The sequence below is a fragment of the Pseudonocardia sp. Cha107L01 genome, from assembly GCF_052566575.1.
On the sequence record NZ_CP199579.1, the window covers coordinates 2423831 to 2447903 of the forward strand.

General features: G+C 68.4%; 26 protein-coding genes and 1 tRNA gene. 11 read left to right on the forward strand and 16 right to left on the reverse strand.

Annotated elements, in window-relative coordinates; all coding sequences use genetic code 11:
- Positions 1-370: 370 nt before the first annotated feature.
- Positions 371-829 (forward strand): hypothetical protein, encoded by a 459-nt coding sequence (locus tag ACTXG6_RS11580; RefSeq protein ID WP_445187780.1) that lies wholly within the window; start codon positions 371-373, stop codon positions 827-829.
- A gap of 36 nt (positions 830-865) precedes the next feature.
- On the opposite strand, the gene ACTXG6_RS11585 is transcribed toward ACTXG6_RS11580, so the two are convergent.
- The gene (locus ACTXG6_RS11585) at positions 866-1339 is read right to left on the reverse strand and encodes an ester cyclase (protein WP_445187781.1); all 474 of its coding nucleotides are present in this window, start codon (positions 1337-1339) and stop codon (positions 866-868) included.
- 327 nt (positions 1340-1666) lie between these two features.
- Here ACTXG6_RS11585 and ACTXG6_RS11590 point away from each other — a divergent pair, with 327 nt between their 5' ends.
- From ACTXG6_RS11590 to ACTXG6_RS11600, 3 genes are all read left to right on the forward strand, one after another.
- Positions 1667-2713, forward strand: a complete 1047-nt coding sequence (locus tag ACTXG6_RS11590; protein WP_445187782.1) for a lipid II:glycine glycyltransferase FemX — start codon at positions 1667-1669, stop codon at positions 2711-2713.
- A gap of 80 nt (positions 2714-2793) precedes the next feature.
- Positions 2794-3735: a hypothetical protein gene (locus tag ACTXG6_RS11595; RefSeq protein WP_445187783.1), complete on the forward strand. Its 942-nt coding sequence runs from the start codon at positions 2794-2796 to the stop codon at positions 3733-3735.
- A 149-nt stretch (positions 3736-3884) separates the two neighbouring features.
- Complete coding sequence (locus tag ACTXG6_RS11600; RefSeq protein WP_445187784.1) at positions 3885-4085, forward strand: hypothetical protein; 201 nt, start codon at positions 3885-3887, stop codon at positions 4083-4085.
- On the opposite strand, the gene ACTXG6_RS11605 is transcribed toward ACTXG6_RS11600, so the two are convergent.
- The 3 genes from ACTXG6_RS11605 to ACTXG6_RS11615 all read right to left on the reverse strand — a co-directional run bounded on the left by ACTXG6_RS11605 (position 4082) and on the right by ACTXG6_RS11615 (position 8956).
- Complete coding sequence (locus ACTXG6_RS11605) at positions 4082-4270, reverse strand: hypothetical protein (RefSeq protein WP_445187785.1); 189 nt, start codon at positions 4268-4270, stop codon at positions 4082-4084. The two genes, ACTXG6_RS11600 and ACTXG6_RS11605, sit on opposite strands and share 4 nt — an antisense overlap.
- 1114 nt (positions 4271-5384) lie before the next feature.
- Positions 5385-6722 (reverse strand): glycosyltransferase, encoded by a 1338-nt coding sequence (locus tag ACTXG6_RS11610; RefSeq protein WP_445187786.1) that lies wholly within the window; start codon positions 6720-6722, stop codon positions 5385-5387.
- Positions 6719-8956: a glycoside hydrolase domain-containing protein gene (locus tag ACTXG6_RS11615; protein WP_445189975.1), complete on the reverse strand. Its 2238-nt coding sequence runs from the start codon at positions 8954-8956 to the stop codon at positions 6719-6721. The genes ACTXG6_RS11610 and ACTXG6_RS11615 overlap by 4 nt, the downstream gene beginning before the upstream one ends.
- A 187-nt stretch (positions 8957-9143) precedes the next feature.
- On the opposite strand from ACTXG6_RS11615, the gene ACTXG6_RS11620 reads away from it, so the two are divergent.
- On the forward strand, positions 9144-10223 hold the full coding sequence (locus tag ACTXG6_RS11620) for a DUF2855 family protein (protein WP_445187787.1): 1080 nt from the start codon (positions 9144-9146) through the stop codon (positions 10221-10223).
- A 31-nt stretch (positions 10224-10254) separates the two neighbouring features.
- On the opposite strand, the gene ACTXG6_RS11625 is transcribed toward ACTXG6_RS11620, so the two are convergent.
- Positions 10255-11085, reverse strand: a complete 831-nt coding sequence (locus ACTXG6_RS11625; protein ID WP_445187788.1) for a helix-turn-helix transcriptional regulator — start codon at positions 11083-11085, stop codon at positions 10255-10257.
- A 101-nt stretch (positions 11086-11186) separates the two neighbouring features.
- Here ACTXG6_RS11625 and ACTXG6_RS11630 point away from each other — a divergent pair, with 101 nt between their 5' ends.
- Positions 11187-11894, forward strand: coding sequence for an SDR family NAD(P)-dependent oxidoreductase (locus tag ACTXG6_RS11630; protein WP_445187789.1), 708 nt, complete (start codon positions 11187-11189; stop codon positions 11892-11894).
- Positions 11895-11926: 32 nt separating this feature from the next.
- Here the strand turns inward: ACTXG6_RS11630 and ACTXG6_RS11635 are convergent, their stop codons facing one another.
- The 6 genes from ACTXG6_RS11635 to ACTXG6_RS11660 all read right to left on the reverse strand — a co-directional run bounded on the left by ACTXG6_RS11635 (position 11927) and on the right by ACTXG6_RS11660 (position 15613).
- Positions 11927-12664, reverse strand: coding sequence for a DUF899 family protein (locus tag ACTXG6_RS11635; protein WP_445187790.1), 738 nt, complete (start codon positions 12662-12664; stop codon positions 11927-11929).
- Between the two features lie 55 nt (positions 12665-12719).
- The gene (locus ACTXG6_RS11640) at positions 12720-12863 is read right to left on the reverse strand and encodes a hypothetical protein (protein WP_445187791.1); all 144 of its coding nucleotides are present in this window, start codon (positions 12861-12863) and stop codon (positions 12720-12722) included.
- A gap of 78 nt (positions 12864-12941) precedes the next feature.
- Positions 12942-14168 (reverse strand): RNA polymerase sigma factor, encoded by a 1227-nt coding sequence (locus ACTXG6_RS11645; protein ID WP_445189976.1) that lies wholly within the window; start codon positions 14166-14168, stop codon positions 12942-12944.
- A complete protein-coding gene (locus ACTXG6_RS11650) occupies positions 14165-14497 on the reverse strand; it encodes a YciI family protein (protein ID WP_445187792.1) in 333 nt (110 codons plus the stop codon). Before ACTXG6_RS11650 ends, ACTXG6_RS11645 begins: the two co-directional genes overlap by 4 nt.
- A 256-nt stretch (positions 14498-14753) precedes the next feature.
- Positions 14754-15434, reverse strand: a complete 681-nt coding sequence (locus tag ACTXG6_RS11655; protein WP_445187793.1) for a neutral zinc metallopeptidase — start codon at positions 15432-15434, stop codon at positions 14754-14756.
- A gap of 41 nt (positions 15435-15475) precedes the next feature.
- On the reverse strand, positions 15476-15613 hold the full coding sequence (locus tag ACTXG6_RS11660; RefSeq protein ID WP_445187794.1) for a hypothetical protein: 138 nt from the start codon (positions 15611-15613) through the stop codon (positions 15476-15478).
- Positions 15614-15738: 125 nt separating this feature from the next.
- Here ACTXG6_RS11660 and ACTXG6_RS11665 point away from each other — a divergent pair, with 125 nt between their 5' ends.
- Together ACTXG6_RS11665 and ACTXG6_RS11670 are read left to right on the forward strand one after the other, a co-directional pair.
- Complete coding sequence (locus tag ACTXG6_RS11665; protein WP_445187795.1) at positions 15739-17091, forward strand: SLC13 family permease; 1353 nt, start codon at positions 15739-15741, stop codon at positions 17089-17091.
- Between the two features lie 9 nt (positions 17092-17100).
- Positions 17101-17652: a limonene-1,2-epoxide hydrolase family protein gene (locus ACTXG6_RS11670; RefSeq protein WP_445187796.1), complete on the forward strand. Its 552-nt coding sequence runs from the start codon at positions 17101-17103 to the stop codon at positions 17650-17652.
- A 2-nt stretch (positions 17653-17654) separates the two neighbouring features.
- Here ACTXG6_RS11670 and ACTXG6_RS11675 read toward each other — a convergent pair whose 3' ends face one another.
- Genes ACTXG6_RS11675 through ACTXG6_RS11685 form a run of 3 tightly spaced genes read right to left on the reverse strand, consistent with a single transcriptional unit; the run spans position 17655 to position 20135 of the window.
- On the reverse strand, positions 17655-18449 hold the full coding sequence (locus ACTXG6_RS11675; RefSeq protein WP_445189977.1) for a class I SAM-dependent methyltransferase: 795 nt from the start codon (positions 18447-18449) through the stop codon (positions 17655-17657).
- A 5-nt stretch (positions 18450-18454) separates the two neighbouring features.
- Positions 18455-19231: an LLM class flavin-dependent oxidoreductase gene (locus ACTXG6_RS11680; protein WP_445187797.1), complete on the reverse strand. Its 777-nt coding sequence runs from the start codon at positions 19229-19231 to the stop codon at positions 18455-18457.
- A 55-nt stretch (positions 19232-19286) separates the two neighbouring features.
- Positions 19287-20135, reverse strand: coding sequence for an alpha/beta fold hydrolase (locus ACTXG6_RS11685; RefSeq protein ID WP_445187798.1), 849 nt, complete (start codon positions 20133-20135; stop codon positions 19287-19289).
- Between the two features lie 96 nt (positions 20136-20231).
- Between ACTXG6_RS11685 and ACTXG6_RS11690 the strand changes: the two genes are divergently transcribed.
- A complete protein-coding gene (locus ACTXG6_RS11690; RefSeq protein WP_445187799.1) occupies positions 20232-21128 on the forward strand; it encodes a LysR family transcriptional regulator in 897 nt (298 codons plus the stop codon).
- 226 nt (positions 21129-21354) lie between these two features.
- Positions 21355-22098: a hypothetical protein gene (locus tag ACTXG6_RS11695; protein ID WP_445187800.1), complete on the forward strand. Its 744-nt coding sequence runs from the start codon at positions 21355-21357 to the stop codon at positions 22096-22098.
- A gap of 3 nt (positions 22099-22101) precedes the next feature.
- Here the strand turns inward: ACTXG6_RS11695 and ACTXG6_RS11700 are convergent.
- Positions 22102-22206, reverse strand: a tRNA-OTHER gene (locus tag ACTXG6_RS11700).
- A 197-nt stretch (positions 22207-22403) separates the two neighbouring features.
- Entirely contained in the window at positions 22404-22742 is a 339-nt protein-coding gene (locus ACTXG6_RS11705) for a hypothetical protein (RefSeq protein WP_445187801.1), read from the reverse strand.
- A gap of 986 nt (positions 22743-23728) precedes the next feature.
- Between ACTXG6_RS11705 and ACTXG6_RS11710 the strand changes: the two genes are divergently transcribed.
- Positions 23729-23944 carry a hypothetical protein gene (locus ACTXG6_RS11710; RefSeq protein ID WP_445187802.1) on the forward strand — a complete coding sequence of 72 codons (216 nt, stop codon included), beginning with the start codon at positions 23729-23731 and terminating at the stop codon, positions 23942-23944.
- Positions 23945-24073 lie beyond the last annotated feature (129 nt).

Here is a 24073-nt window from a genome sequence, read left to right on the forward strand (position 1 = left end):
CGTCCTGGAGAACTGGGCCGCCGCTTAATGTGAAATGTGAACGAATTCGTGGCGCAGGGTCGGGTACAACAAATAACGCGTGGCCGGGCGATTGCCGATAAGTAAGAGGCGCGGCGAGCCGAGGACGATGGCAAATTAGCTACAGCGCATTGCGGAAGTTCCCAGTAGGGTTCCGGGGATGACGGGGGCTATGAGCAAGGTGACATCGTTGTCCAAGATTGCCGTTTTCTACGGCGTCCGACCTTACCGCGCCGGAGAGGTATTGCGGTGGGCGCGTCAACGTAGGCAGTCGACTATCGAATCGCGGCTGCCGTGGTGGCCGTTCGCCGCAATCAATGGCGTGGCCGCGGCGCTCCCGCCTGGTCCCGTCGTGTTCGAGTTCGGCGGCGGGGGCAGCACACTGTGGCTGGCCGACCTCGGCGCGCAGGTCACGGTTGCCGAGCACGACCGTGAGTGGTTCGAGGTCCTGCGCCAACAGCTCGGCGATACCGCAGAGACCCTAATGTCCGAGCCAGCCACTGACGGAACCATCGGCTCGGTGAAGACCCCGGGGAAGTTCTTCGACGACTACGTCGGCCTGATCGCGGCACAACCTGACGAACGGTTCGACCTGGTCATCGTCGACGGTCGAGCACGCGTCGAGTGTGGCCTCGCGGCCGTGCCGAAGATCCGTCCCGGCGGAATCCTGCTGCTGGACGACTCGCACCGCCCTCGGTACGAGCCGCTGTGGCAGGCGCTCAGCGGCTGGGTGCGCACCGACTATCGCGGGTTGAAGATCGGCAGCAACAAGGTGGCGCAGACCTCGACGTGGGTCAAACCTGGTTCGTGAACGACGGGCCCGCCGCGCGACCCGGCGGCGCGGCGCTCAGCCCTCAGGTGGGTTCATGTGACCGAGTTGGACCAGCATGGTCACCTGGTCGTAGAACAACTGTCCGCGCACGACCTTGCCGTCGGTGTTGTACTCGCGAATCTCGCAGAACCGCATCGAAACCTGTCGCCCGGTCGCGGGCAGCGGGCCCAGCGGACCGTCGTTGGTCCCGGACCCGGTGAACAGCAGCACCGTTTGCGAACCTCCGTCGATCACCTGCGCGTCGGTCATCTGCGCATCCGAGAAAGCGGTCACCCAGCCCTGTTCGAACTCCTGGACCTGCTCACGGCCCTTCGCGGTGGAGTTGCGGGCTTGGTCGATGTACTCGCAGTCGGCTGCATAGTCGGCAACGAAGCCGGCCCAGTCACGGTGGTTGAACAGGTCGGCGGAACGGCGGTGCAGGTCAGCGTTGCTCATGGTGAGCCCTTCTCCAGCGGCAGGCCACGGTACTGCACGTGTGGCGCCGGTCACACCTCCGACCGCGTGACCTGAGCTCCTGTTCGGTGGGCCGCTGAAGCCGCCGCCGTCTACCGGTCGTGCTCGGACAGCGTTGCCAGCTGATGAAACGTTCGTTGAGGACACCCATTTTGTGTCATTATTTCGCGCGTCCACGAGTCGATGGCCGCCAACGATGGCACGGGAGACGGCGAGATGAAACGGGGCTTGCTGCATAGGCTTCCCGCTGTGTCCGCTGTGCCCGCAGCGCGGGCCGGACCCGGTGCACTCGACATTGGTTCGGTTGCCGTATCGCTGAGCGAGCGACCGGCCGAGTCGATTCTGGCCGCGTGGGACCGGCTTGTGTCCGAGACGAAGGAAAGTGACGTCACCCAGCTCAGCGGTTGGGCGGCGGTGCGGCGCACGGTGGGGTACGAGCCGCTGTACGTGTTCGCCTGGCAGTCGGATGTGCTGGTCGGCGGCGCGCAGGTACTGGTCCGGCGGGTGCCGCTTCTCGGGCGGATCGGGTATGTCTCCTACGGCCCCATCGTCGCCGCGGCGGCACCGCGGGCGGCGGTGGTTGCGGCATTGGCCGACGCGCTGGAGGGGCTGGGCCGGACCCGGTTGTGTGCGTTGTTCGTGCAGCCGGTCGAAGGCGATGACGTCAGTGCCGCGCTGCTGGCCCGGGGGTTCCGGGACTCGATGGCGGGGGTGGCGCCGGCCGCGACCGTGCGGATCGACCTGTCGGCCACCGAGGAGGAGCTGCGGGCCGGGCTGAGTAAACGGATCCGGCGCTGGACGGGCAAGTGGGCCAGCTCAGGGGTGGCGGTGCGCCGCGGTGGGGTCGCGGACCTGGAAATACTTGCCGACCTGCTGCGGCGGACAGCGGAGCACCAGGGTTTCTCGGAGTTGTCCCCGGACTACGTGCGCACCCTGTTTCACCAGTTCGCCGACCACGGCCACGTGGACATCTTCGTCGGGGAGGTCGACGGCGAGCCGGTCGCGGCGGAGCTGTTCACGACCTGCGGTGGTGTGTTGCGGTGCCGGCTCACCGGACTGGACCGCTCGAGCCCGGCGGTGCGGCTCAGCGTCACCTCCGCGCTCGACTGGGAAGCGATGAAGTGGGCCAAGGCGAACGGCTACGCCGAGTTCGACCTCGGCGGCCTGTCCGCGGCGGCGGTTACCGCTCTGGCGAAGGAGGGGGTCAGCTCGTCCGCCCTCGACGGCGCCGCGCGGTTCAAGCTCGGCTTCGGCGGTCGGTTGCACCACTACCCCCGCGCGGTCGAACTGATCTCCTCACCGCTGCTGCGTCGGGTCTACGACCTGCTGAGCTCAGGGTCCGCCGGCCGGGCAGCACTCGACAAGGCGCGGAAGTGGATGCGACACGGGGTGCGAGGCTCCCGGACGTAACGGCCAGGGCGCGGGCAGCGCTTGTACCCATGAGATGGACCGACCGGGTCCATGAGAAGCCCTGGAAGGGGGTTTTCGCCGTGCCACGCGTTTTCGACGCAATCTCGCCGCGCGATATCCAGCTCTGGGGCAAACACACCGTCAAGCTGCGGCACAACCTGGCCGAGCGGGAGGACCTGTTCTCCGACGAGTCGCTGGCGAACCTGGTCGAGACCATCGATCTCAAGCGCATCGATATCACGACGATGGACGACGACCCCGCGATCTGGGGACACGTCGACCGCGCCGGACAACCCGGCGCCAAGGTGCTCGACGCCGTCCGCGGCGGCCGCGTGTGGATCAACCTGATGGCCATCGAGAAGGCCGACCCGCGCTTCGCCGACCTGCTCGCGCAGATGTACGACGAGCTCGAGACCATCATGCCGGACTTCAAAACCTTCAAACGCAAGCTCGGCCTGCTGATCTCTTCGCCCACCGCCCGGGTCTACTACCACTTCGACGTCCCCGGCCAAGGGCTCTGGCAGATCCGCGGCCGCAAGCGGATCTGGATCTACCCGCCCACCGAGCCGTTCCTGCAGCCCACCCGCATCGAGAACGTCGTGCGCAGCCTGACCACCGAAGGGCTGGACTACCAGCCGTGGTTCGACGACTACGCCGAAGTCCACGACCTCGGACCCGGCGACATGCTGCACTGGTCACTCAACGGCCCACACCGGGTCAGCAACCTCGACGGCTTCAGCGTCTCACTGACCACCGAACACTGGACGTCTCAGATCCGCCGCTCCTACGCCATGCACTACGGCAACGGCATCCTGCGCAACAAGGCCCACTGGGCGCCCAGGTCCAACTCACTCGACGGCCCCGCGTTCTGGACCAAAGCCGCCCTCACCGCCGCCTGGCGCAAGACCGGCATGGAGAAGAAGAACACCTACAAACGGGTCCTCAGCTACAAGGTCGACCCCGACGCCCCACTCGGCGTGGTCCCGGTCGCCGAGAAGGACCGCACCACCGTCATTCTCTGACCACACGGGCTCGCCCCATCGGGAGCCCGGCGCGGTGTGATGGTCCCGCGATCGGCGCCGGATCGCGGTGGCAGTGCTGAGGTAGCTCACCTATCCTCGACGTCCGGGTTCATGGCACGTGGAGTCAACACCGAAAGCGGCGAGAAACGGTGAGCGATTACCTGCAGCGCGTTCGCAACGCCCGCGCAGCCTTCCGTGACACCCAGACGGCTCGCCGGCACGCCGGTGGCGATGAGGAGTTCGAACGCCTCAATGACGAAACGTTGCAGGCGCTGGATGACCTGTGGACCGCAATCGTGCCCCGGCAACGTCAGAAAGAGCGTCCCCCACCGCGCCACCGGGACGACTAGTTTTCTAGGTTTACCTCATCCGCGCGGGTGGACGCCGGTGGCGGTTGGGCGAAGCTGCCGGCATGCAGCCCCGCCCGGTGGCCCTCGGCCCAGGCTCGCTCGCCAACCAGCCGAAACGCGGTAGCGGCGTCGAGGCGTTCCGACTCCAGGTCATCGAGGGCCTGGCTGACGAGCATCGCGACCACGCGATCTCTCTCGCGACCAGCCGATGACGCCAGGTCCGACATGCCAAAAGCCTACAAAGGATACTCTTTTATCTCTTCGTTACTTGTGAGGAATTCAAGACTCTCTCATGCTCGCCCTGGTGGGATACCACAGCTGGCCGACACCCTCGCCGGGCGTCAGCCGTCGGGCCGCGTTGCTGGCCTATGGACGGCTCGGGCCCGATGCCGGCTGAGCGGACTCGTGGGCGGCCAGCGTTTCGATCAAGAAACGATAGGTGCCCTGATTGATCTCTCCGGCCATCAGCTGCCTGGTGATCTCGCTTTCGACCCCGAGTCTGGTCGCGGCGGGTGCTTGCTGACCTCGCTGGGGCGTCGGTGCAGCTCCGGGTCGAGGAACGAACGCCGTGAGCATGGGCAACGGCGATAAGGCGATCAACCTTGCCAAGATCTTCATGGCTTCTCCAGGTACCTGGGTGCGCTCCGGCGAGTCCTGGTGCCGGGGGAGTCGACACCGTGGGTTGCGAAGGGGATGAACAGCCCTTCGCCGTTGGTACGCGCAGAACGCGGGCTTCATATGATCTCATGCGAGGCCCGTTCGGCCGCGACGGGGGGCCGGCCCGTCCGGTGTGATCGCGGTTCGGGTGGCGATCGGGATCGGCTCTACGCGAGGCCCGGCAACAAGCCCGCGGCTCCTGACCAGCCCCGTCGCCCACTCCCGGAAGACACCTCGTTGTGTCCTCAGCAACCGGCGGGCGACAGAACGACGCCGCTAAGCAAGTCCTCGAACCACCTGCGTCCCAATGATCTCTCAGGAAACTTCGGCCACAGCTGATGAGGCACAGTGCTCACCTGTCACTTGAAGCCCTACTCCACCCCACGGCTCAAGGAACCCACAAGATGCAGAGACAACCGAAGCGCGCTCTGGCCCCTGACGCCACGATGCGCACACTATGTCCCAACTGTTGCGGGGCCGGGCGCATCGCCAGTGGCCGCGCCACCCACAGCGACAACCCCGCCGTGATCGGCGGTTTCCAAACGCACCCGTGCCCGACCTGCGAGGGGCAACGGTGGCTAGCCGGCTTCCGACCCCCCGTCTAGGCCGGACCGCCGGTGCGCACGGGTAAGGACAGGTGGTTCAGCCGGTATCCGCGGCCGGCTCGTCGTGAGGCCTGAGGGCGGTGACCGTCGCGGTCCGCCGGTGCCGCTCCAGGCTCGGGAGGAAGAGGTCGTCGAAGACCCGGGCGCGATCGAAGGCCAGCGCATATTCGCGGCCGCGGCGCTCCAGGGAACGCCGCTCGTGCTCCGACATCTCCAGCACCACGTGATCCAGTGCCGCGGTGAGGGCCGCGACGTCGCCGGCCTCGACGATGACGGCCGTATCGCCGACAGCCTCACCGGTTCCACCGGTCAGCGTGGTGATCACCGGACCGCCACCCGCCAGCATCTTCTCGGCGAGGGCGATGCCGAACGTCTCGACGAAGTCGGGTTCCGGCTTGGTGGGCAGGGCGTAGGTCGCGCACCCCCGCATCAGCAGCGGCTTCTCGTCGTCGTCCACGTCGTCGAGGAAGACCACGCGGTCGCCCATGTAACCCAGGCCGGCGGCCAGCTTGCGGACGTCGCTCAGTGCCGGACCGGTGCCCGCGATGACGAGCTTGACCCGGTCCCGTGCGCGCGACGCGGCGTAGGCCGCCACGAGGTCGTGGATGCCCTTGGCCCGGGTCACCCGCGACAGGAAGAGCACGTAGCCGTCGCGTTCGAGCCCGCGCCGGGCCAGGGCGGCGTCCACGGCCAGTGGGTCCAGATCGATGTAGGCGGAGGTGTCGATCGGCGGGTAGCTGACGGTCACCCGGTCCTGGCACTCACTCGCGAACCGGGTGCCGCAGTGCAGGTCGACGGCCTGCGCGGAGAGGATGACCTGGTCGCGGGTGTACTCGGAGACCGCGACCACCTCGTCATGCGCGAGGTACGTGGCCAGGGTGACGGCGGCAGGGCCGAACCGCCCCTCCCGCAGGCAGGACCGGATGACGTTGGTGACGTCCGAGCCCACCGCCTTGGCGATCGTGTGGACATCGCTGACGAAACCGGCCGCACGTGCGGCGATCACGGCGTCCATGACGACGTTCGCGTGCGGCGCCAGGTACATGGAGAGACAGGTGGTCCGTACCGGCTCGGCGAGCAGCTCGACCAGTCGGCCGGTGAGACCGGCAAGATGACGGCCGTCCGGCACCCGGTAGTCCCCGACCGGCTCGGGGCGCTCCACGGTGATCCCGTCGCTGTAGGGCTGCAGGCGGTCCAGCGGCTTCAGTGGTAGGCCCGCGGCCTCCAGCGTCGCGATCGGCCAGGTGAGTAGCCGTACATCGTCGAAGCCCCGGGCCAGCGCCACCTCGGCGAGGTTTCGGGCCTCCCCGGAATGGCCGCAGATCACCGGGTCGGCTCGTACGACGATCACGAGCCTGCGGTCTGGGTAGCTCATGCTGTTCCTCCTCCCGTGCGTGCGTCGGACAACGACGGCGGTCGGACCGAACGCCCCCACGGCGCCGGTTCCGGGCCGAGCTCTAGATGCAGGACGCCACCGCGGTGCACGTCCGTCGCGCTGATATGGGTCGTCTCGAGCGGGCGTCCGTTGAGGGCCGCCGACTGCACGTACTGCGCCGGCGGTGTCTGCTCGATACCGTCCGCGCCGACCGGGGCCTCGCGGTGCCCGGTGGTCTCGATGACGAACTCGCCACCCTCGACACTCAGGGCGGCGTGGGCGAAGGCCGGCGCGTTGACCAGGAACAGGCTCTGCCCCGCGATCGGGAACAGCCCGAGCGACGCCCAGACGTACCAGGAGCTGAGACCGCCCGAGTCGTCGTTGCCCGGCAGGCCGCCAGCCCCGGTGCCGTACTGCCACGTCAGAGCCGCATGGACGACGTCCGCCGTCCGGTCCGGCCGGCCGGCGTAGTGGTAGGCCCACGGCGCTTCCATGTCCGGTTCGTTGTTCAACCCCTCGAACCGGTTGAGCGTGTAGCCGGCGGTCATCTCCTCGGCGGAGGGGCTCCGGCCGGGCTGGGTCACCGCGCCGGCGCCGAACCCGAAGAAGGCGTCGAGCATGGCGACGAAGGCGTGGTCACCGCCGGCCAGGGCGATCCGCGCCCGCATGTCGTGGATCAGCCGGAACGAGTAGTTCCACTTGCCGCCCTCGTAGAACTCGGAGTCGCGCAGCAGCCCGGTGGCCGGGTCGAAGGCGTTGACCCACAGCCGGCTCCGCGCTTCCATCTCGTCGGCGAGGCGCTTGTCACCCAGCGCCCTGGCGACCTGAGCCGTGCAGTGGTGGCCGTAGGCGAGGTCGAGCGTGTGTGTGATCGGGTGCACCAGGCCGTGCTCGATGAAGTCCTCGCCGTAGAGGCGGCGCAGGTCGTCCTCCATGTGCACCAGCGCCCAGCTCCAGTCCAGCCCGCCGAGCCCGAGCGCGTGCGCGTCGGCCAGGGCGGTGTGGGCCAGCGCGCTGCCCTGCCGGAAGAACCGGTCCGCGCCGCGGGCCATCCGGTAGCCGATCGGGAAGTTGCCCTCTTCCTCGCAGACCCGGATCAGCGACTCCAGCAGGCCGGCGGCCCGGTCCGGCGCAATCGCCATCAGCAGCGGGATCTGGGTCTTGTAGATGTCCCACATCGTGCAGACGTCGAACGCGAACGGCCCGGACGCCGGCCAGAATGGGCTCTCGTTTTCGCCGAAGCACGGCTTGATCAGCGAGTGGTAGAGCGCGGTGGCCATGACCTGCCGCCGCGCGGGTGTGCCGCCGTCCACCCGGACGCGGTCGAGGTGGTCGGCCCAGCGGGTCTCGGTGCGGGTTCGGATGAGGTCGAACGCCGGCTCGGCGTCGCCGCACTCGCGGTGCAGGTTCTCGCGGGCCTGCTCGCACCCGCGCATGGAGAAGCCGAGCCGTACCTCGACGGTCTGCCCGGCGCGCGCCGGGCCCATGAAGAGCAGCCCGAACGGGCGCAGCGTGGTCTGCCGGATGCTGTCGAAGTCGAGCCGGGTGCCGCCCTCGATCAGCCGGCGGTCGTGCCAGAGCATCTGTCGCCAGCCCGGGCTGTGGACCTCGACGTGCACCGACAGCGGCACACCCTCCAGGACCACCGTGCCGTGCGCCTGGCCGTGCCCCAAGCTCTCCACGTAGGCCCGCAGCGGGACCGTCCGGCCGTGCTCGATGGCGAGCCCGCCGCAGGACAGATCCAGCACCACGCGGGCGCTGCGGCTCTCCGGGAACGTGTACCGGTGGATGGCGACCTTCTCGCCCACCGTGATCTCACAGCGGACACCGGTGTCCAGGGAGGCGGCGTAGTACCCGGCCGACGCCACCTCGTCGTGCAGGGGCCACGCTTCGCCGAGGTCGTCCAGCGGCTGCACCATCGGCGTGACCCGCACGTAGTTGTAGTACTTGCGGATCGCGCCGGTGCCGGACTGCTGGAAGTGGGTGAACCCGGACGTCTGGAGCGTCTCGAACATTTCCTCGGGCACGCCCTGGATGTTCTTGTTGTAGCGCCCGTAGCCCGTCGGGTAGGCGCCCGAGTAGGCACAGGCCGACACCATGCCAAATGGCGAGGTGGCGCCCGGGTGGGTATTGCCCACCTGCGGCTTGGGCCACCACCACGTGGCTGCGAGCCCGCTCGCGAGCGGGAGACAGGTCGCGGCGGTGCCGATGAATGGATCAACCTCGTCAAGAATGGCGAAACTATAGGACGCCGACTGTCACCAAGCGGTTACGCAGGAGTAAACGTCGTACACCCCCCTGCGCAACGCTGTGGGGGCTGCCAGAACCGAAGATCACCACCCCTTGCCCGATGCACCGACAGTGCGGTGCGCTGATCCGCCGCGGCCGTCCCACGGGCGCGCGGATGCCTATACTCGTCGCGTGACCGACTTCCTCGTGCGGCGCGATGACCTGCGGATTCACCGGACCGACGACGGCGAACAGACCCTGGCGTCCGCCGCCGAGGGGACGGTGCAGTTCAGGGTGGAGGGGTTCGGCCTGACCGCCAACAACCTCACCTACGCGGTGTTCGGCGACTCGTACGGCTACTGGCGGTTCTTCCCCGCGCCGGAGGGCTGGGGGCGGATCCCGGTCTGGGGCTTCGGCGCGGTGAGCGTCTCCGGGGTGCACGGCATCGTGCCCGGCGACCGGTTCTACGGCTACTGGCCGATGTCCAGCTTTGTCACGCTGCGCGCGAGTCCCAACCGCGCTGGCTTCGTCGAGTCGTCGGCGGCGCGCGCGCCGCTCCCGCCGGTCTACAACTACTACCTGCGCGCGGTCCCGGAGGCCGGCTTCGAGCCCGGCCAGGATGGTGCCTCCATGATCATGCGACCGCTGTTCACGACCGCCTGGCTGATCGCCGACCAGCTCGCCGCCAACGGCTGGCACGGTGCCGAGGCGGCGGTGCTCGCGTCGGCGTCGAGCAAGACCGCGTACGCCACCGCGTGGGCAATCCGTGAGCACGACGACCCGCCGACACTGATCGGGCTGACCGCCGCGGCCAACGTCGAGTTCACCGAGGGACTCGGCGTTTACGACGACGTGCTCACCTACGACAACATCGGCGCGCTGCCGGCCGATCGCGGGATCGTGCTGATCGACATGGCTGGCAACGCCGACGTTCGCCGGCAGGTGCACGAGGTGACCCACCGCGTCCTGCGGGCCTCGATCATGGTCGGCGCGACGCACTGGGAGGGCGCGACGTTTGGTGTGGGCGACGGTCTGCCGGGCCCTCGGCCGGAGCTGTTCTTTGCGCCGACCGTCGGTCAGGAACGCGCCGCCGCGCTCGGGCCGGCGGCATTCGCGCAGCGCGTCGGTGCGGCTTGGCTGGCGTTCGCCGACCGGGTACCGGAGCTGATCAAGATCGAGCACGCGACCGGCGCCGACGCGCTCGCGACCGCCTACACCGGGTTCGTCGAGGGCAAGGCCGACCCCCGCAAGGGCCTCGTGTTCGCCCTGTAGCGGTCCTGTTCGACGGCGACGACGACCCCGCCTAGCCGACGAGTGTCTGGGTGCCGAGGACGGCGAGGAGCGCAAGTTGCTCAGCGTCGCGGGTGCCGGGTTCGGCCGTGTAGATCATGATGCGCAGGTCGCACCCCGCGACGCTGAGCAAGTCGCAATCCAGTGTCAAGGCGCCCACCCGCGGGTGATCGACGGTCTTGCACGATCCCTCGGGCTGGTCCACGCCTCCGGAATCCCACAGCTCGGCGAACCGGCCACTGTTCGCGCGCAGCTCCGCGACCAGGCGCCGCAGCCGCTGGTCGGCCGGATACCGGCTCGCGGACGCACGCAACCCGGCGACCTGCGCGGCCTCGAGCGCGCGCCGGGACCGCGGTGTGTGGCGGACACGGCTGCCCGAGCCGAGGAAGTTGCGCCATACCGCGTTGCGGTCGTTGCCGTGCCACTCGCCCATCAATGCCACGTACAGCGGGTTGGCCAGCAGTAGCGTCCACGCCGCGTCGAAGACCGCGACGGGCGTCCCGGTCAGCCTGTCCAGCATCCGCTGAACGCTCGGCGTGAGGTAGGCGGGCACCGTGCCCTGCCCCGGCGGCACGAGCCCGGCGACGGTGAACAGATGCTCGCGCTCGGCCCCGGACACGCGCAGAGCCCGGCCCAGGGCCTCGACGACCTGCACCGACGGGTTGGTCGCCCGGCCCTGTTCGAGGCGGGTCACATAGTCGACCGAGATCCCGGCCAGCAGGGCGAGCTCCTCGCGGCGCAGGCCGGCCGCGCGCCGCTGGCCGCCGACGGGTAGCCCGGCCGCCTCCGGCGAGACCCGGTCGCGCCAGCGTCGCACCGTGTGCCCGAACTCCGTGGTCGCCATGACACCACTGTGCACCGCCCGTCCCGGATCTTCCTGGCACTGACAGTCCCAGGAAGACGGGACTCCTGGCTGACCGCGCCGCCGCGCCGCATCCTGGAGCAATGACAGCAACACTGGTCACCGGAGCAAACAAGGGTCTCGGCTTCGAGACCGCCCGCCGACTCATCGCCGACGGCCACACCGTCTACCTCGGCAGCCGGGACGCCGGACGCGGGCGCCAGGCGGCCGAGCAACTCGGCGCGCGGGCAGTCCAGCTCGACGTCACCGACGACGCGTCCGTGGCGGCCGCGGTGACGGCCATCGAGGCCGACGGAGGGCTGGACGTACTGATCAACAACGCCGGTATCGAGGAGAGGAGTGACAACAACGTCGTGATCGGACCCGCCGACGCGACCGCCGACCTGATGCGGCGCACGTTCGAGACGAACGTCTTCGGCACCGTGCGCGTCCTCCATGCGTTTCTCCCGCTGTTGCGGCGGTCGGCCGCGCCGGTCGTGGTCAACGTCAGCAGCGGTCTGGCCTCGCTGACCGGGGTCAGCAACCCGGGTGCCCCGGCGTACGGCTACCCGGGTGTGGCCTACCCGGCGTCGAAGGCCGCGGTCAACATGATCACCGTGCAGTACGCGAAGGCGTTCCCGGGCATGCGGATCAACGCGGTGGAGCCCGGTTTCACCAAGACCGACCTGAACGGGAACACCGGCGTCCAGACCGTCGAGCAGGGCGCGGAGATCATCGTGCGCATGGCGCAGGTGGGCCTTGAGGGCCCCACCGGAGGGTTCTTCGACGCCGAAGGAACCCTTCCCTGGTAGCCGCCGGCCCGACATGGCTTCGTCGCGGATACTCAGGGCCCAGCGGTGAGGTCGTCAGAGCGTCCAGTTTCGAGTCGCGACCACTGGGCGATGGGGCGTCCGTTCGTCCGGATGTTGGAGCCGTCGACTTGCCACTGTTGTGGCCAGCCGGGGGGCGAGTCCTCCCAGGGCTCCTGGCGTCCGTAGGCGGTGAGGTCCATGAGTGCGTAGTTGTAATCCATCACCTCGACGCCGCGGTAGGTCGTCCAGTAGGTCTCGAAGACGCGGTCGGCGTCCCGCAGGTAGCACACGATGTGCATCATGCCGACGTGGCGCCCGACGAGGAGCGCGTCGATGGAGGCCTGTGCTGAGTACCACGGCACGTCCCAGCCCATGAATTCTTTGTAGCGGCTGCCTTCGTCGTAGGGACCCTGGCACAAGACCGCGTAGGTGATGTCTCGCGAGTGGAGGTAGGACAGCTCCGCGACCTGGGTGGTGACCCACGTGCAGCCTTCGCACTGCTCGGGTGCGGGATGGCCGGGGTGCCACATGAAGTAGTAGGCGATGAGCTGTCGGCGCCCTTCGAACGCGTCGAGCAGGGTGACCGGCCCGTCGGGCCCGGTCAGTTCGAGGTTGGGGTCGATCTCCACCATCGGTAGGCGCCGCCGGGCCGCGGCGATCGCGTCGCTTTCCCGGGTGTGCGCCTTCTCCCGGATCAACAGTTCATCGCGGGTCTGCTGGAACTGCGCCCTCGTCACGATCTCGGGTTGGGCCAGAGGTCGATCATTCATGACTGCATTCCTTTCGTTGATGAGTGTCGGTTGGGAATTCGGAACCTTCCGGCGCTCACACCGCCGCGAGCTCGTCGGCGCTCGCCTCGCGCGAATCGCTGGAGCTGCCGGAGTAGCTGGTGGCCGAGGGCCGGGGACGGAAGACCGTCAGCCGGTGCCGGCCGGTCAGCTCCGCCGTTTTCTTGCTCTGAAGCACCATGGTCCGTCCTCTCATCGGTTGGATCTGGCCACCGACGAACGGAGCACCGCGGCATTCGACACCGCCGCGAAAAAATCTTCAGAGCTTGAGTTCGTCCAGGCGCGCCTGGAGATATGCGCGCTCGACATCGGTCGACACGAGAGCCAGCGCTTCCTCGTACGCCTTCGACGCGAGCGCGTACGAGCCCTGCCGGCGCAGCAGGTCCGCGCGGGTGGCCGGCAACAGGTGGTAACCCGCGAGCTCGCCCGACTCGGCGAGCTCCTCGACGAGGGCGAGCCCGTTCGCCAGGCCGTCGGCCATTGCGACGGCGACGGCGCGGTTGAGCCGGACGACGGGCGACGCGGCGAACCGGAGCAGGTCGTCGTACAGCCCTACGATCCGCGGCCAGTCGGTCGCGCCGACGCTCGCGGCCGTCGCGTGGCAGGCGGCGATCGCCGCCTGGAGCTGGTACGGGCCAGGCGTCGCGGGCAGTAGCCGCAACCCCTCCGCGATCTCGGCGACGTCCCAGCGCGAACGGTCCTGCTGCTCCAGCGTCACGAACGCGCCGGCGGAGTCGACGCGGGTGGAGCGCCGAGCGTCGTGCAGCAACATCAGCGCGAGCAAGCTCTGCGCCTCCGGCTCGGGCAGCAGCCGCACCAGCAGCCGGGCCAGCCGGATCGCCTCGGCGCTGAGACTCTGCCGCACCAGCTCGGCACCCGCGCTCGCCGCGTACCCCTCGTTGAACAGCAGATACACAACGGCGAGCACGGCGTTGAGCCGGTCGGCCAGCAGATGCGCGGGCGGGACGCGGTACGGGATGCCGGCCTCGCGGATCTTCCTCTTCGCGCGGGTGAGCCGCTGGTACATGGTCGGCTCGGGCACGAGGAACGCGCGCGCGATCTCCGCGGTCGTCAGCCCGACCAGCGTGCGCAGCGTCAGTGCCACCCGCGCGTCGAACGGCAGCGCCGGGTGACAGCAGGTGAAGATCAGTCGCAGCCGGTCGTCGGGCACCTCGTCCGGTTCCGCCGGCTCGTCTGGTTTGTTGTGGCCACGAGCGAGAACGGCGGACCGCCGGAGCTTCGCGGCGCCGACGGCCTGGCGCCGTATCAGGTCCGTCGCTCGGTTACGTGCCGTCGTCGTGAGCCAGGCGCCGGGTTTCGCCGGAATGCCGTCACGCCGCCACCGGTCGACCGCCACCGCGAACGCATCGGCCGCGCAGTCCTCGGCGAGGTCCCAGTCGCCGGTCACCCGGATCAGCGTCGCGACGACCTGCCCCCACTCGGCGGCGAACGCCTCGGCGACCGCCGCCTCGACCGGGTCGGTCACTCCCACACCGGGCGCACCTCGATGGTGCCGAGCTTGGCGAACGGATGCCTCGCGGCGACCTCGATCGCCTCGTCGAGATGCGCGCACTCGATCACGGCGATGCCGCCGATCAGGTCCTTCGTCTCCGCGTACGGACCGTCGGACACCAGCGTCTCGCCACCTCGCACCTGCACCTTCGTGGTGACCGAGGGCCGGAGCCGTTCGCCACCCTTGAAGACGCCGCGCGACGTCACGTCCGCGAACCAGGACTGATGCTCGGGCAGCGCGTCGACCTCCTCCGGCGACAGCGAGTGCTCCTCGCCATGCCAGATCACCAATGCGTACCTCATCTCCGGCACCTCCTCGACTCGCAAGCCGCACCGACGGCGGTCAGGTGATGGCGTCGAGTGTGGCAGGCCGGTCACGCTGGGAGCACTGTTCTCAAACGTCCGAATGATTTGACCCGAGCGTGACGGGCCGCATCGGCGAACCCGACCGAAACCGCCGGGTGGACTACCGCGCAACGGGTCGAGGCGTCCGGCGGGCAGAGTCTGTAGCGCGGTCGTGCCGACTAGAGACGTACCGCCGGCGACAGGTCCGGACCGGTCAGCGCCAGGTGAGCGGACCGACGTCGCAGGCCGCCGGGTCCCCGCTGTGCAGGCCCTTGTCCAGCGACGCGAGCCGCTGGGCGGGGTCGCCGTGGGTGGCCACCTCGTCCGGGTAGGTCGAGAGTCGGTTCAGCTCGGCGGTCGCGGCGGCCCGGAACTGTTCGGAGTTGAGCTTGCCGTCGGCTGCTTCCTGATGAGCCCACACCCCGGAGTAGCAGTCGGCCTGTGCCTCCCGGTCGTTCACCCGGACGTCGGTCCCGGGGTGGAGCAGGGACTGGATGTGGTGGCCGATCTCGTGGCTCATGGTGAAGGTCAGGTTCATCTGGGCACGGGGGCCGTAGGCGGTGTGCACCGCCATGAGGTACCGGGTCGGGAGGTGGATACCGCTGCGGGGGCTGTAGAAGGCGCGGTCGGGGCCGCCGTCTCGGGTGCGGTCGCCGCGGGCGCCGTCGCCCACGGTGAGCCGGGGGGCGGTGTAGGTGCGCCCGGTGTCCCGCAGCTCCCGGGTCCACACCTGGTCGAGCTCCGTCAGCAGGCAGGTGGCGAACGGCAGGTCGTCGAGCTGAGACAGGCAGGGTGGCGGGGGCTTCGGCGCGGGGGTGGCCGAGGGTGGAGGGTTGTGCGCGCAGCCGACCAGCATCGATACCGCCAGCGGGAGGATCACCGCTGCCGCTCGCACTCCCACAGCGTCCCAGGTCGAGCGTGGTGTCTGCGTGCCGGTCAGCCGAACAGCAGGCTGGCGGGCGTGACCGGGCCGAACCGCCCGGTGTCGGCCTCGAACCCGGCGCCCAGCAGGCCGTCCGCCGTGCCGTCCACGTGGCGCAGCTTCTCGGTGTAGGTGCCGATGACCAGGCGCAACGGGGCGTCCAGTCGGGGTGAGTGGGTCGAAGTCGCGGGTGTCGCGCGGATCGTGGCGATGATGGTCGGATCGGGTAACGCCGGATACAGTTTGGATGCTTTGACCCGTCGTCAGGGGGCCGTCGGTGTCTGCAGTCCAAGCGTTGTCGCTCATTCTCCTGGTAGTTGTCCTGGTCGTCGCGATCTGGCGACGGATGAACATCGGCGTGCTGGCGCTCGCCGCGGCGCTGCCGGTCCTCTTGCTGTCCGGGCTGGACCCGAAGGTGATGTACCAGACGTTCCCGGGCGACCTGTTCGTGCTGATCGCGGGCGTCTCGGCGTTGTTCGCGCACCTGGAACGCAGCGGCGCGCTGGCCAGGGTGGTCGAGAAGGTCTACGCGACTGTCGGTGAGCGGCAGGCGCTGCTGCCGTGGACCGGCTTCCTGCTGGCCGCGCTGCTGTCCACGGCGGGCGCGTTCTCGACCGCGCCGATCGCGTTTCTGGTACCGATGGTCGCGCACGTGGGGGTGCGCTACCGCGCCAGCTTCTACCTGTGCGAACTGGCCGTCGTCATCGGGGCGAACTCGGCAGGGCTGTCACCGCTCAACCCCACCGGGGCAACGGTCCGGGCGGCCGCGACGAAGCTGCACGTCGACTACTCCAGCTGGGGACTGTGGGCGGTGTCGATGGTGGTCGCGGTCACTGTGGTGCTCGTCCTGCAGGGCCTGAACGCCCTGCAGCGGCAGCGCGGCCGGGCGTTCGAACTCATCCCGGCCCCCGCGGCCGCCGGCGACGACAACCCCCGAGCGGCCGTCGGCGATGACAAACCCCCAGCGGCCGCCGGCCTGGACAACCCCCCAGCGGCCGCCGGCCTGGACAACAAGGGCAGCGGCGCCGCCTCGGCGCCCAACCGGGCCTACATGTGGTGCTCCGGGCTGGGCTTCGTGGCGTTCGTGCTGCTCGTGGTGGTCGCCAAGGCGGACGTGGGGGTGAGCGCGATGTGCCTGGTCGCGCTGCTGCAGATCGCGTTCCACCCGAACGAACGGGCCCTGCTCTCCCGACTGCCGTGGTCGTCGATGCTGCTGCTGTGCGGCCTGCTCACCTACCTCGGGCTGATGCAGAAGATCGGCACGATCGACTCGATAGCGAAGGTGCTGCACGGTCTCGGCGCCGGAATCGCGCTCGTCCTGGTCCTCGCCTACCTGACGGCCATCCTGTGCAACATCGAAAGCTCCACGCTCGGGGTGCTCGGGCTGATGACGCCGATCGTGTACACCGCGTTCGCGCACAGCCCACTGACCTTCTGGGTCACCTGCGCGGTGACCGTGCCGGCGGCACTGATGGTGATGAACCCCATCCACGTCGCCGGGACACTCATCATCAGCAACAGCGCGGTCGAACAACAGGAGGCCCTGTTCCGCCGGCTGCTGACCCTGGCAGTGTCCCTGGCGGTCATCGTGCCCGGTCTGCTGGCCATCATCCCCATCGCCCTGCTGTAGCCAGACCTGGTGTCTCAGCGCCCGGATCGGCTCGGGTCCGGCCGGGTGGTGGTCCGCGAGAGGATCACCACCCGGCCGCCCTCTGCTCTCAACCTCTACGATCTTCCGATGCTCGCTACCCCGGATGCACTGGTCAAAGGGTTCTTCGGCCGGTGGGCAGTGACCTTCGACGAGATGTGCCGTTCGTTCGAGTCCACCCTCAGCCACGACTGCGTCTGGGATCAGCGACCGTTGGCCCGCACGGTCGGCCCAGGGGAGGCTGTCCGCTTCCTGGAACGCTCTCGGACCTTCATGGCCCTGGACACGATTGAGGTCGAGCTACTGAGTCTGGCGGTCAATCAGAACGTGGTGCACACCGCCCGGATCGATCACCTGCGCCGTGCGGACGGGAGCGTACTGGCCGCCGCGGCGGTGGCGGGAGTGCTCAAGGTGGAGGGCGACCAGGTCATCGAGTGGCGCGAGTACTTCGACCCGACGAATCTGGCATTCCAGGCGGTCGGCAGCGGCGTCAGGTCAGTAGCCCGGGCTGCCCGAGATCGTGTACTGAGCTTGCGCAACTGAGATCACTCGCCCTCTGTGAGTGCGGCTTCCTGCTGCTGGCGGGCTGTGACGATCCAGGCACGCGAGTCGAAGTACACGCCGCCGTCGGTGTCGTGGGCGTCGAGGGTGGTGCGTAGCCGCGTGCGTGCTTGCTCGGCCGCCGCGGCGTCGAAGTTGGCAAGCAGGTCATTGAACTTCAGTAGGCGGAGCACGGCATCGAAGGCGGTGGCGCTGTCCGGGCCGTAGTAGACGGGCTCGTGCACGTCGGTGAAGCTGACTTCCGCGAAGCCGGCCGCCGCCAGTATGCCTTCCGTGACGGTCGGGTCGGCGAGTGAGAACGGGTCCGGAGCGCGGGGTGTGGTTGCTGCGGCGGGAAGGGTCTGGCGGAGCGCGGTGGCCCACTCATTGCGGTCGCGCTCTTGCCAGACCAGCAGCACCAGGCGCGCCGCGGGGCGCAGAGCGCGCCCGATATTGGTGAACGCGGCGACCGGGTCGGCGAAGAACATCGTTCCGAACCTGCTGATGCAGAGGTCGAAATGCATCGGTGGAAAGCGGTGAACCTGGGCGTCCGCCTGCTGGTAGGTGATGTTGGCCAGTCCCTGGTCGTCGCTGAGCTGACGGGCCCGTTCGAGCATTGGTGCGGAGAGATCGACGCCTACCGCGCTTCCGGTGGCAGCGGCGCGGGCGGCCTCGCGCGTGGATTGCCCTGTGCCACAGCCGATGTCGAGCACACGGTCGCGAGAGCCGACGCGGGCAGCGGCGCGGAAGAGTTCGTTGTGCAGGCGAAGTTCCGCGTCGTAGTCGAACAGGTCGGACATCACCGTCACCGGGCCCTCTCGATATCGATGTCGACCGGGCCGTCGCGGAGTACGCCTCGCACCTGGTCCAGCGACACTGTTTCCGGCGAGAACTCCACCAGCCACCAGGTGGCGCCCGCCTTGGCGTAGGGCGCCACATCGGCGCCGGGTGGGAGGGGGATGGCGAAGTCGTACGGGGTCGTCCTTGCCTGGCGGAGATCGGTGATGGTGGTGACGATGTCGGCGACCTGGTCCGGGTGTTCGAGATTGACGGGGAAGAAGCCGTCGTGCCGCGCGGCGCGGCGCAGCGGTTTGACGTTACCGGGAAGTCCCGCGACCCACACCGGCACGCCGGGGCGCTGAACCGGTCTGGGCAGAAACGAGATGCCGTCGACGGTGTAGTGCCGGCTGTGGTGGTGCACCGGCTCACCGGACCACGCGGCGGCGAGAATCTCCAGTGACTCGTCGAGCATCTGCGCGCGCCGCCGATCGTCAAGTTCCTCGCCGGTCGCGCGCAGCTCGTCGCCGAAGCGGTTGCTGCCGAGACCGACGCCGAGGGTGAGACGGCCACCGCTGAGCCGGTCCAGCGTCGCGGTCTCCTTGGCGACTTTGGCCGGCCGGCGGCGGGCAAGTGGTGTGACCATGGGGCCGAACCGGAGGCGTTCGGTGGCGGTGGCGATCGCGGCCAGCGTGATCCACGGGTCGGCCACCTGCCGGACCGGCGCCCGCCAGCGCAGGTGGTCCCAGACGAACACGCCGTGCCAGCCGGCCTCCTCCGCCTCGGCGGCCAGCCGTGCGACCACCGCCGCCTCGGCGAGATCATCGAAATCGGCAACCAGAGTGCCGAACGCATCCGGGTCATGGTCGGCCGCCTCCGGTGTGCTGGAGCAGGGCCGGTACGAACACGTCCCACAGCGGCCTCGGCAGGTCGTGCCCGGCGCCTTGCAGGATCAGCAGCTGCGCGCCGGGAATCGCGTCGCGCAGCGCGTGGCCGTGGGGGAGGGGGAAAGCGGGGTCGTGGTCCCCGTGGACCACCAGGGTTGGCGCCTTGATGTCTCCGTAGCTGTGTGACGGTCCGTCGAAGGTCATCGCGTAGTGGTTGGTGAGGGTGGAGGCGATGTTGCGGGTGCGGGCCACGTCCTGCTCGACCAGCGCACGCATGGCGGCCTCGTCGAAGTAGGGCGAGCCGCCCGAGTACGCCTTTGCTGACGCGACAACGAAGTCCACCACCGCGGCGGAATCGGCGGGGTCCGGGTCGGCGGGGGTGAACTCGACCGACGACGGTGGGAGGCCGTCCTCGCCCGTGGAGGTGGAGACGAATGTCAGTGAGGCGACCCGGCCGGGGTGCTCCACCCCGAAGATGAGTCCGATTCCGCCGGCCATGGACCGGCACACGACGTGTGCGCGCTCGACATTCAGTGCGTCCAGGATGCCGAGCGCGTCCCCTGCCAGGTCCTTGTACGTGTACCCGGGCTGTCCGGGCGGGTAGCTGGTGGATCTGCCGGTGTCCCGGTTGTCATAGCGGATCACGAACCGGTCGCCGCCCGCGATCTGTTCGCACAGTTCGGCTTCCCACCACAGCATCGAGGCGGCCGCACCATCGACGAGCAGGACCGCCGGGTTCGCGGGGTTTCCGAAGGTCTCGACGCACAGTTCGACATCGCTGATCCCGACGAGCTTCTCGCCGTTGGAGAGGTGATCGGTCATGAACGCCACGCTAAGCCACACAGTTCATCGTAAAAAGCGATAATTTCCGATCAAGGCAATCGTATTCGGCGATGTTTATTGGCTATGCTGGCGCTCGTGTCTGACGTCGAACTGCGGCATCTCACCACGATGGCCGCCGTCGCCGACGAGGGCTCGTTCGGGCGGGCGGCCGGGCGGCTCGGGTACACCCAGTCGACGGTGAGCCAGCAGATCGCGGCTTTGGAGAAGTCCGTCGGCGGTGCCGTGTTCGACCGGCCGGGCGGGCCGAAACCGGTGCGGATCACCCCGCTCGGCACGGTGGTGCTGGCACACGGACGCGATCTGCTGGCGAAGGCCGAGGCGATGGCAGCAGCCGTCGACCGGTTCAAGGCCGGCGACGGCCGGGTCGACATCGGCACCTTCCAGAGCGTGTCCAACGTGATCTTGCCGCAGGTCGTACGCAGGCTTCTTGACGAGCACCCCGGCTGCGACATCAGGCTGTTCGACGAGGAGACCGACCGGCCACAGGTCCGTGAGCTCGACCTGATGTTCGTCGACGGCCGCATCGAAGGCGAGGTCGAACACCTCAAGTTGCTCGACGATCCCCACCTGCTGGTGGCCCGTCGCGGCACCTTCCCCGAGGGCCCGGTGCGCCTGGCCCAGCTCGACGGCGTACCGCTGATCGCGTACCCGCTGGTCTGCGACCAGCCCCGGGTGGAGCAGGCGCTCGCACGCCGCGGCGTCCGGCCGCGGATCGTGTTCCGCACCGTGGGCAACGAAACCCTGCTGTCGATGGTGCGCGCCGGCATGGGTTCGGCTTTACTGCCACAACTCGCCGCCCACAGCGCCGAGGTCGGCTCCGACGAGTCGCTGTGCGTCCACGAGCTGAAGCCAGAACTCCCGCCACGCGAGATCTTCCTGCGGTGGCAGGCACATCGCACCCACTCCCCACTTGCGGCACGGGCGATCGAGATCGCCGTGGAAGTCGCAGGCAAGATCGCCAATCGCACCTGACCCGCTCAAGTGCGTTCGGGCTCCCCAGCGCCTGGGGTAGTTGATTGACGCTGGCTTGCAGGCGACTACGTCCCAACCGCGCCTCGGTGTGGGTGGACGTGAGGGTCCGACATTGGAACTGCGCTATCCGTAGCCGCGACTGTCTAATACAGTGTCTACTAACTTCACGTGTCTCACGCGGCGCGGACGCTTCCAGACCTCGACCGGCTGATGAAGAAGGATGGCGATGGAGGCGAAGGTACAGCGGGTCCTGATCTGGTCAGGTCCGGCGATGGTGGTGCTCTGGGTCGGGGCGTTTCTGCTGATCGCTGGGTTCATCCCACCGCACGACCCGGGAAAGACCGCCGAGCAGATCGTCCGCATCTACGCCCAGCGGACCGACGCCATCAAGATCGGCATGGTGGTCTCGATGTTCGGGTCGGCCTTGTTGGTGCCGTGGGCCGTCGCTATTTCAGGACAGCTCAAACGCATCGACGGCGGGCACGCCCTCGCCAACGTCCAGATGGTCTCCTGCGCGCTGCTGTCGCTGGAGTTCATCACGCCGATCGGCGTGTGGATGGCGGCCAGCTTCCGCTTCGACGCCCGCTCAGCCGAGGTGACACAGGCGCTGAACGACCTCGGATGGATTCTGTTCATGACCGTGATCTGGTCGCTGTGGGTCCAGCTGATCGCTATCGGCGCGGCGATCCTGATCGACCGCCGCGACGAGCCGATCCTGTCGCGCTGGTTGGGCTACCTGAACCTGTGGGTCGCCCTGCTGATCATCCCGGCCGGTCTCGTCCTGTTCTTCAAGTCCGGTCCCTTCGCCTGGAACGGTGTGGTCGGGTTCTACGTCCCGCTCACGGCGTTCTGCATCTGGATGGCCTCGACGACTCTCGTGGTGCACAGGGCACTGACCCGACAGATCGCCGAGGGCACCGAGCCCGGCCTAGGCTCAGCATCCGACAGGACGCCGGCCACCACACCGTGACGGTGGTGTGCCCGGGGTGCGGCTCGAACGCACACCGGACGGATTTTGAGCGGATCCAGCTAAAGGCCGTTGACCTGCCCCTACAGCCGAGGACAGGTCTACCAGGCCACGAATGGATCGCACGCGGTCGGCCGGCCCTGGTGAGGTTTGGGTATTCGAAGCTTGACCTTCACACTGCCGGAGCTGCGCGAGCCGGTCCGGGTGGTGCGGCGCAGAGGTCTACAGCAGAAGGTCATGAACGCCGCGCCGCGACCAGGCCAGTTCACACCATGGCGACGGCCCGTTGCTACACGCGGCGGTCCCACTCAGTCAGCCGAAGAGTGACTCTGCCGCGCGCGGACGGCGATCGGAGCGCCGGCCAGGTCCTCCTCGTTGCACAGCAATTTCACCTCGTAGTAGGGACGTCCTGCGCGGTCGTCATAGTCGAGGTGTACCGCGATCACGTCGAGAGGCTCACCGAGCCACTGCTGGGCACTGCGCAGCCAGGCAGCGGACCGCTCCAAGGCTGTCGGCAGGTCGTCGTCGCGGAACTGCACGGGCCGGTATGGAACTGACTGGACTTCGTCGCGCGCGTGAGGGGGCCGGGGCAGACTTGCCGCCATACCGGTGTCATCGAGATCAAGTGCGATCGCCTGCTCACTCATCGCCCCAGGGTGGCCCTGAGTGACCACACAGGCAAGCGCAAGGACAGGCGCAGCGGCGCCAGCAGGACAACAGTTCCTAGCCGAGTCCACGGATAGTCCACACATACCGGGAAAGCCCAGGTCGCCGTGGCACGAGATGGAACATCACAGGAGCCCGAAACGAGACCGGACTCTCTCGGCGTTTCCGCGCGGATCAGGGGCCGGCTTCGGCTGGGTAACAGGTGAAGGATTCGAACCTTGCGTAGGCGTAAGCCGACGGATTTACAGTGAGCTGCCATCTGTCCTCTGACCTGCGGTGAGATGGAGAGAGGTCGTCCGCGTCCGTGCATAGTCCGTGGAGCGGATTTTGCCTGTCCACGCTGGGTGTTGGTGGTGATCTCCTCGTGACGTGCTCTCCGGACTCGGCTGCCGCATCGGGGAGCTGCTCGCGCTGGACTGGACGAAGGTCGACGAGAAGGCCGGAACCCTGGCGATCGAGGGCACGGTCATCAGGATCCCGGGCAAGGGGCTCACCGTGCAGAAGCACACGAAGTCAGCGGCTGGGATGCGCACGATCACGGCCGAGGACGTGGGAGCACCCTTGCGGTGCAAACGGAGCTGGGCTCGCCCCGGTGACGGTGCTCGGCTCCTGCTACGCCGCGTGGCGTCCCACTTGTGGCGGCGGTACCCCACCCCACTCGGCTCGGTTTGGTGGACGTTGAGGCGCCGAACCCGCCGGTGGTGGGAGAACCACGTCGTGCACCTGGGCCGGATTGCCGTTGCCCTGATCGTCAACGAAGTCGACGAGGTGAGATCAGGGAGAAGGGCAGGGAGGTGGCCAGGGACCCAGGGAGTTCTCCCTGGTACCTCCTCCCTGTCCTGAGCAGGCGAAACAGTGCTCAGGGAGGCAATTCAACGACCCGCCGGAACGTGCCGAATCAGCCTAGTGCGGCCTCGGTGCGGAACCGCCGTTGACTCCCTCCGCACTGGCCCTTCACGAGGAGCCGATGGCCGAGGGGGTCGGCCACCTGTGTGAGATGTCGGGCTTGCACAACAAGCGGGTCAGCGACGCGTGGCAGCGCGTCGGCAGCTGGCTGACCAGGGACTACGACAACGTGATCGACGACGAGGGGCTGCCCATGAATACTGGACGTCCCGCGGACCGGACCACGCCGCACAGCGCGCCGCGCGCTGTACCGGGTGAGGGAGCGACCCAGCCATGACGACACCGTTGCAGCGCCGCTGGCGGGACGGATCGCGCTCGACACGAACGACTCGGATCGCGCGATCGACCATCTTAACCAGGCATATCGGACGAGCTTGCGGGTCAGCGGCGCTCAGGACGGGTACCG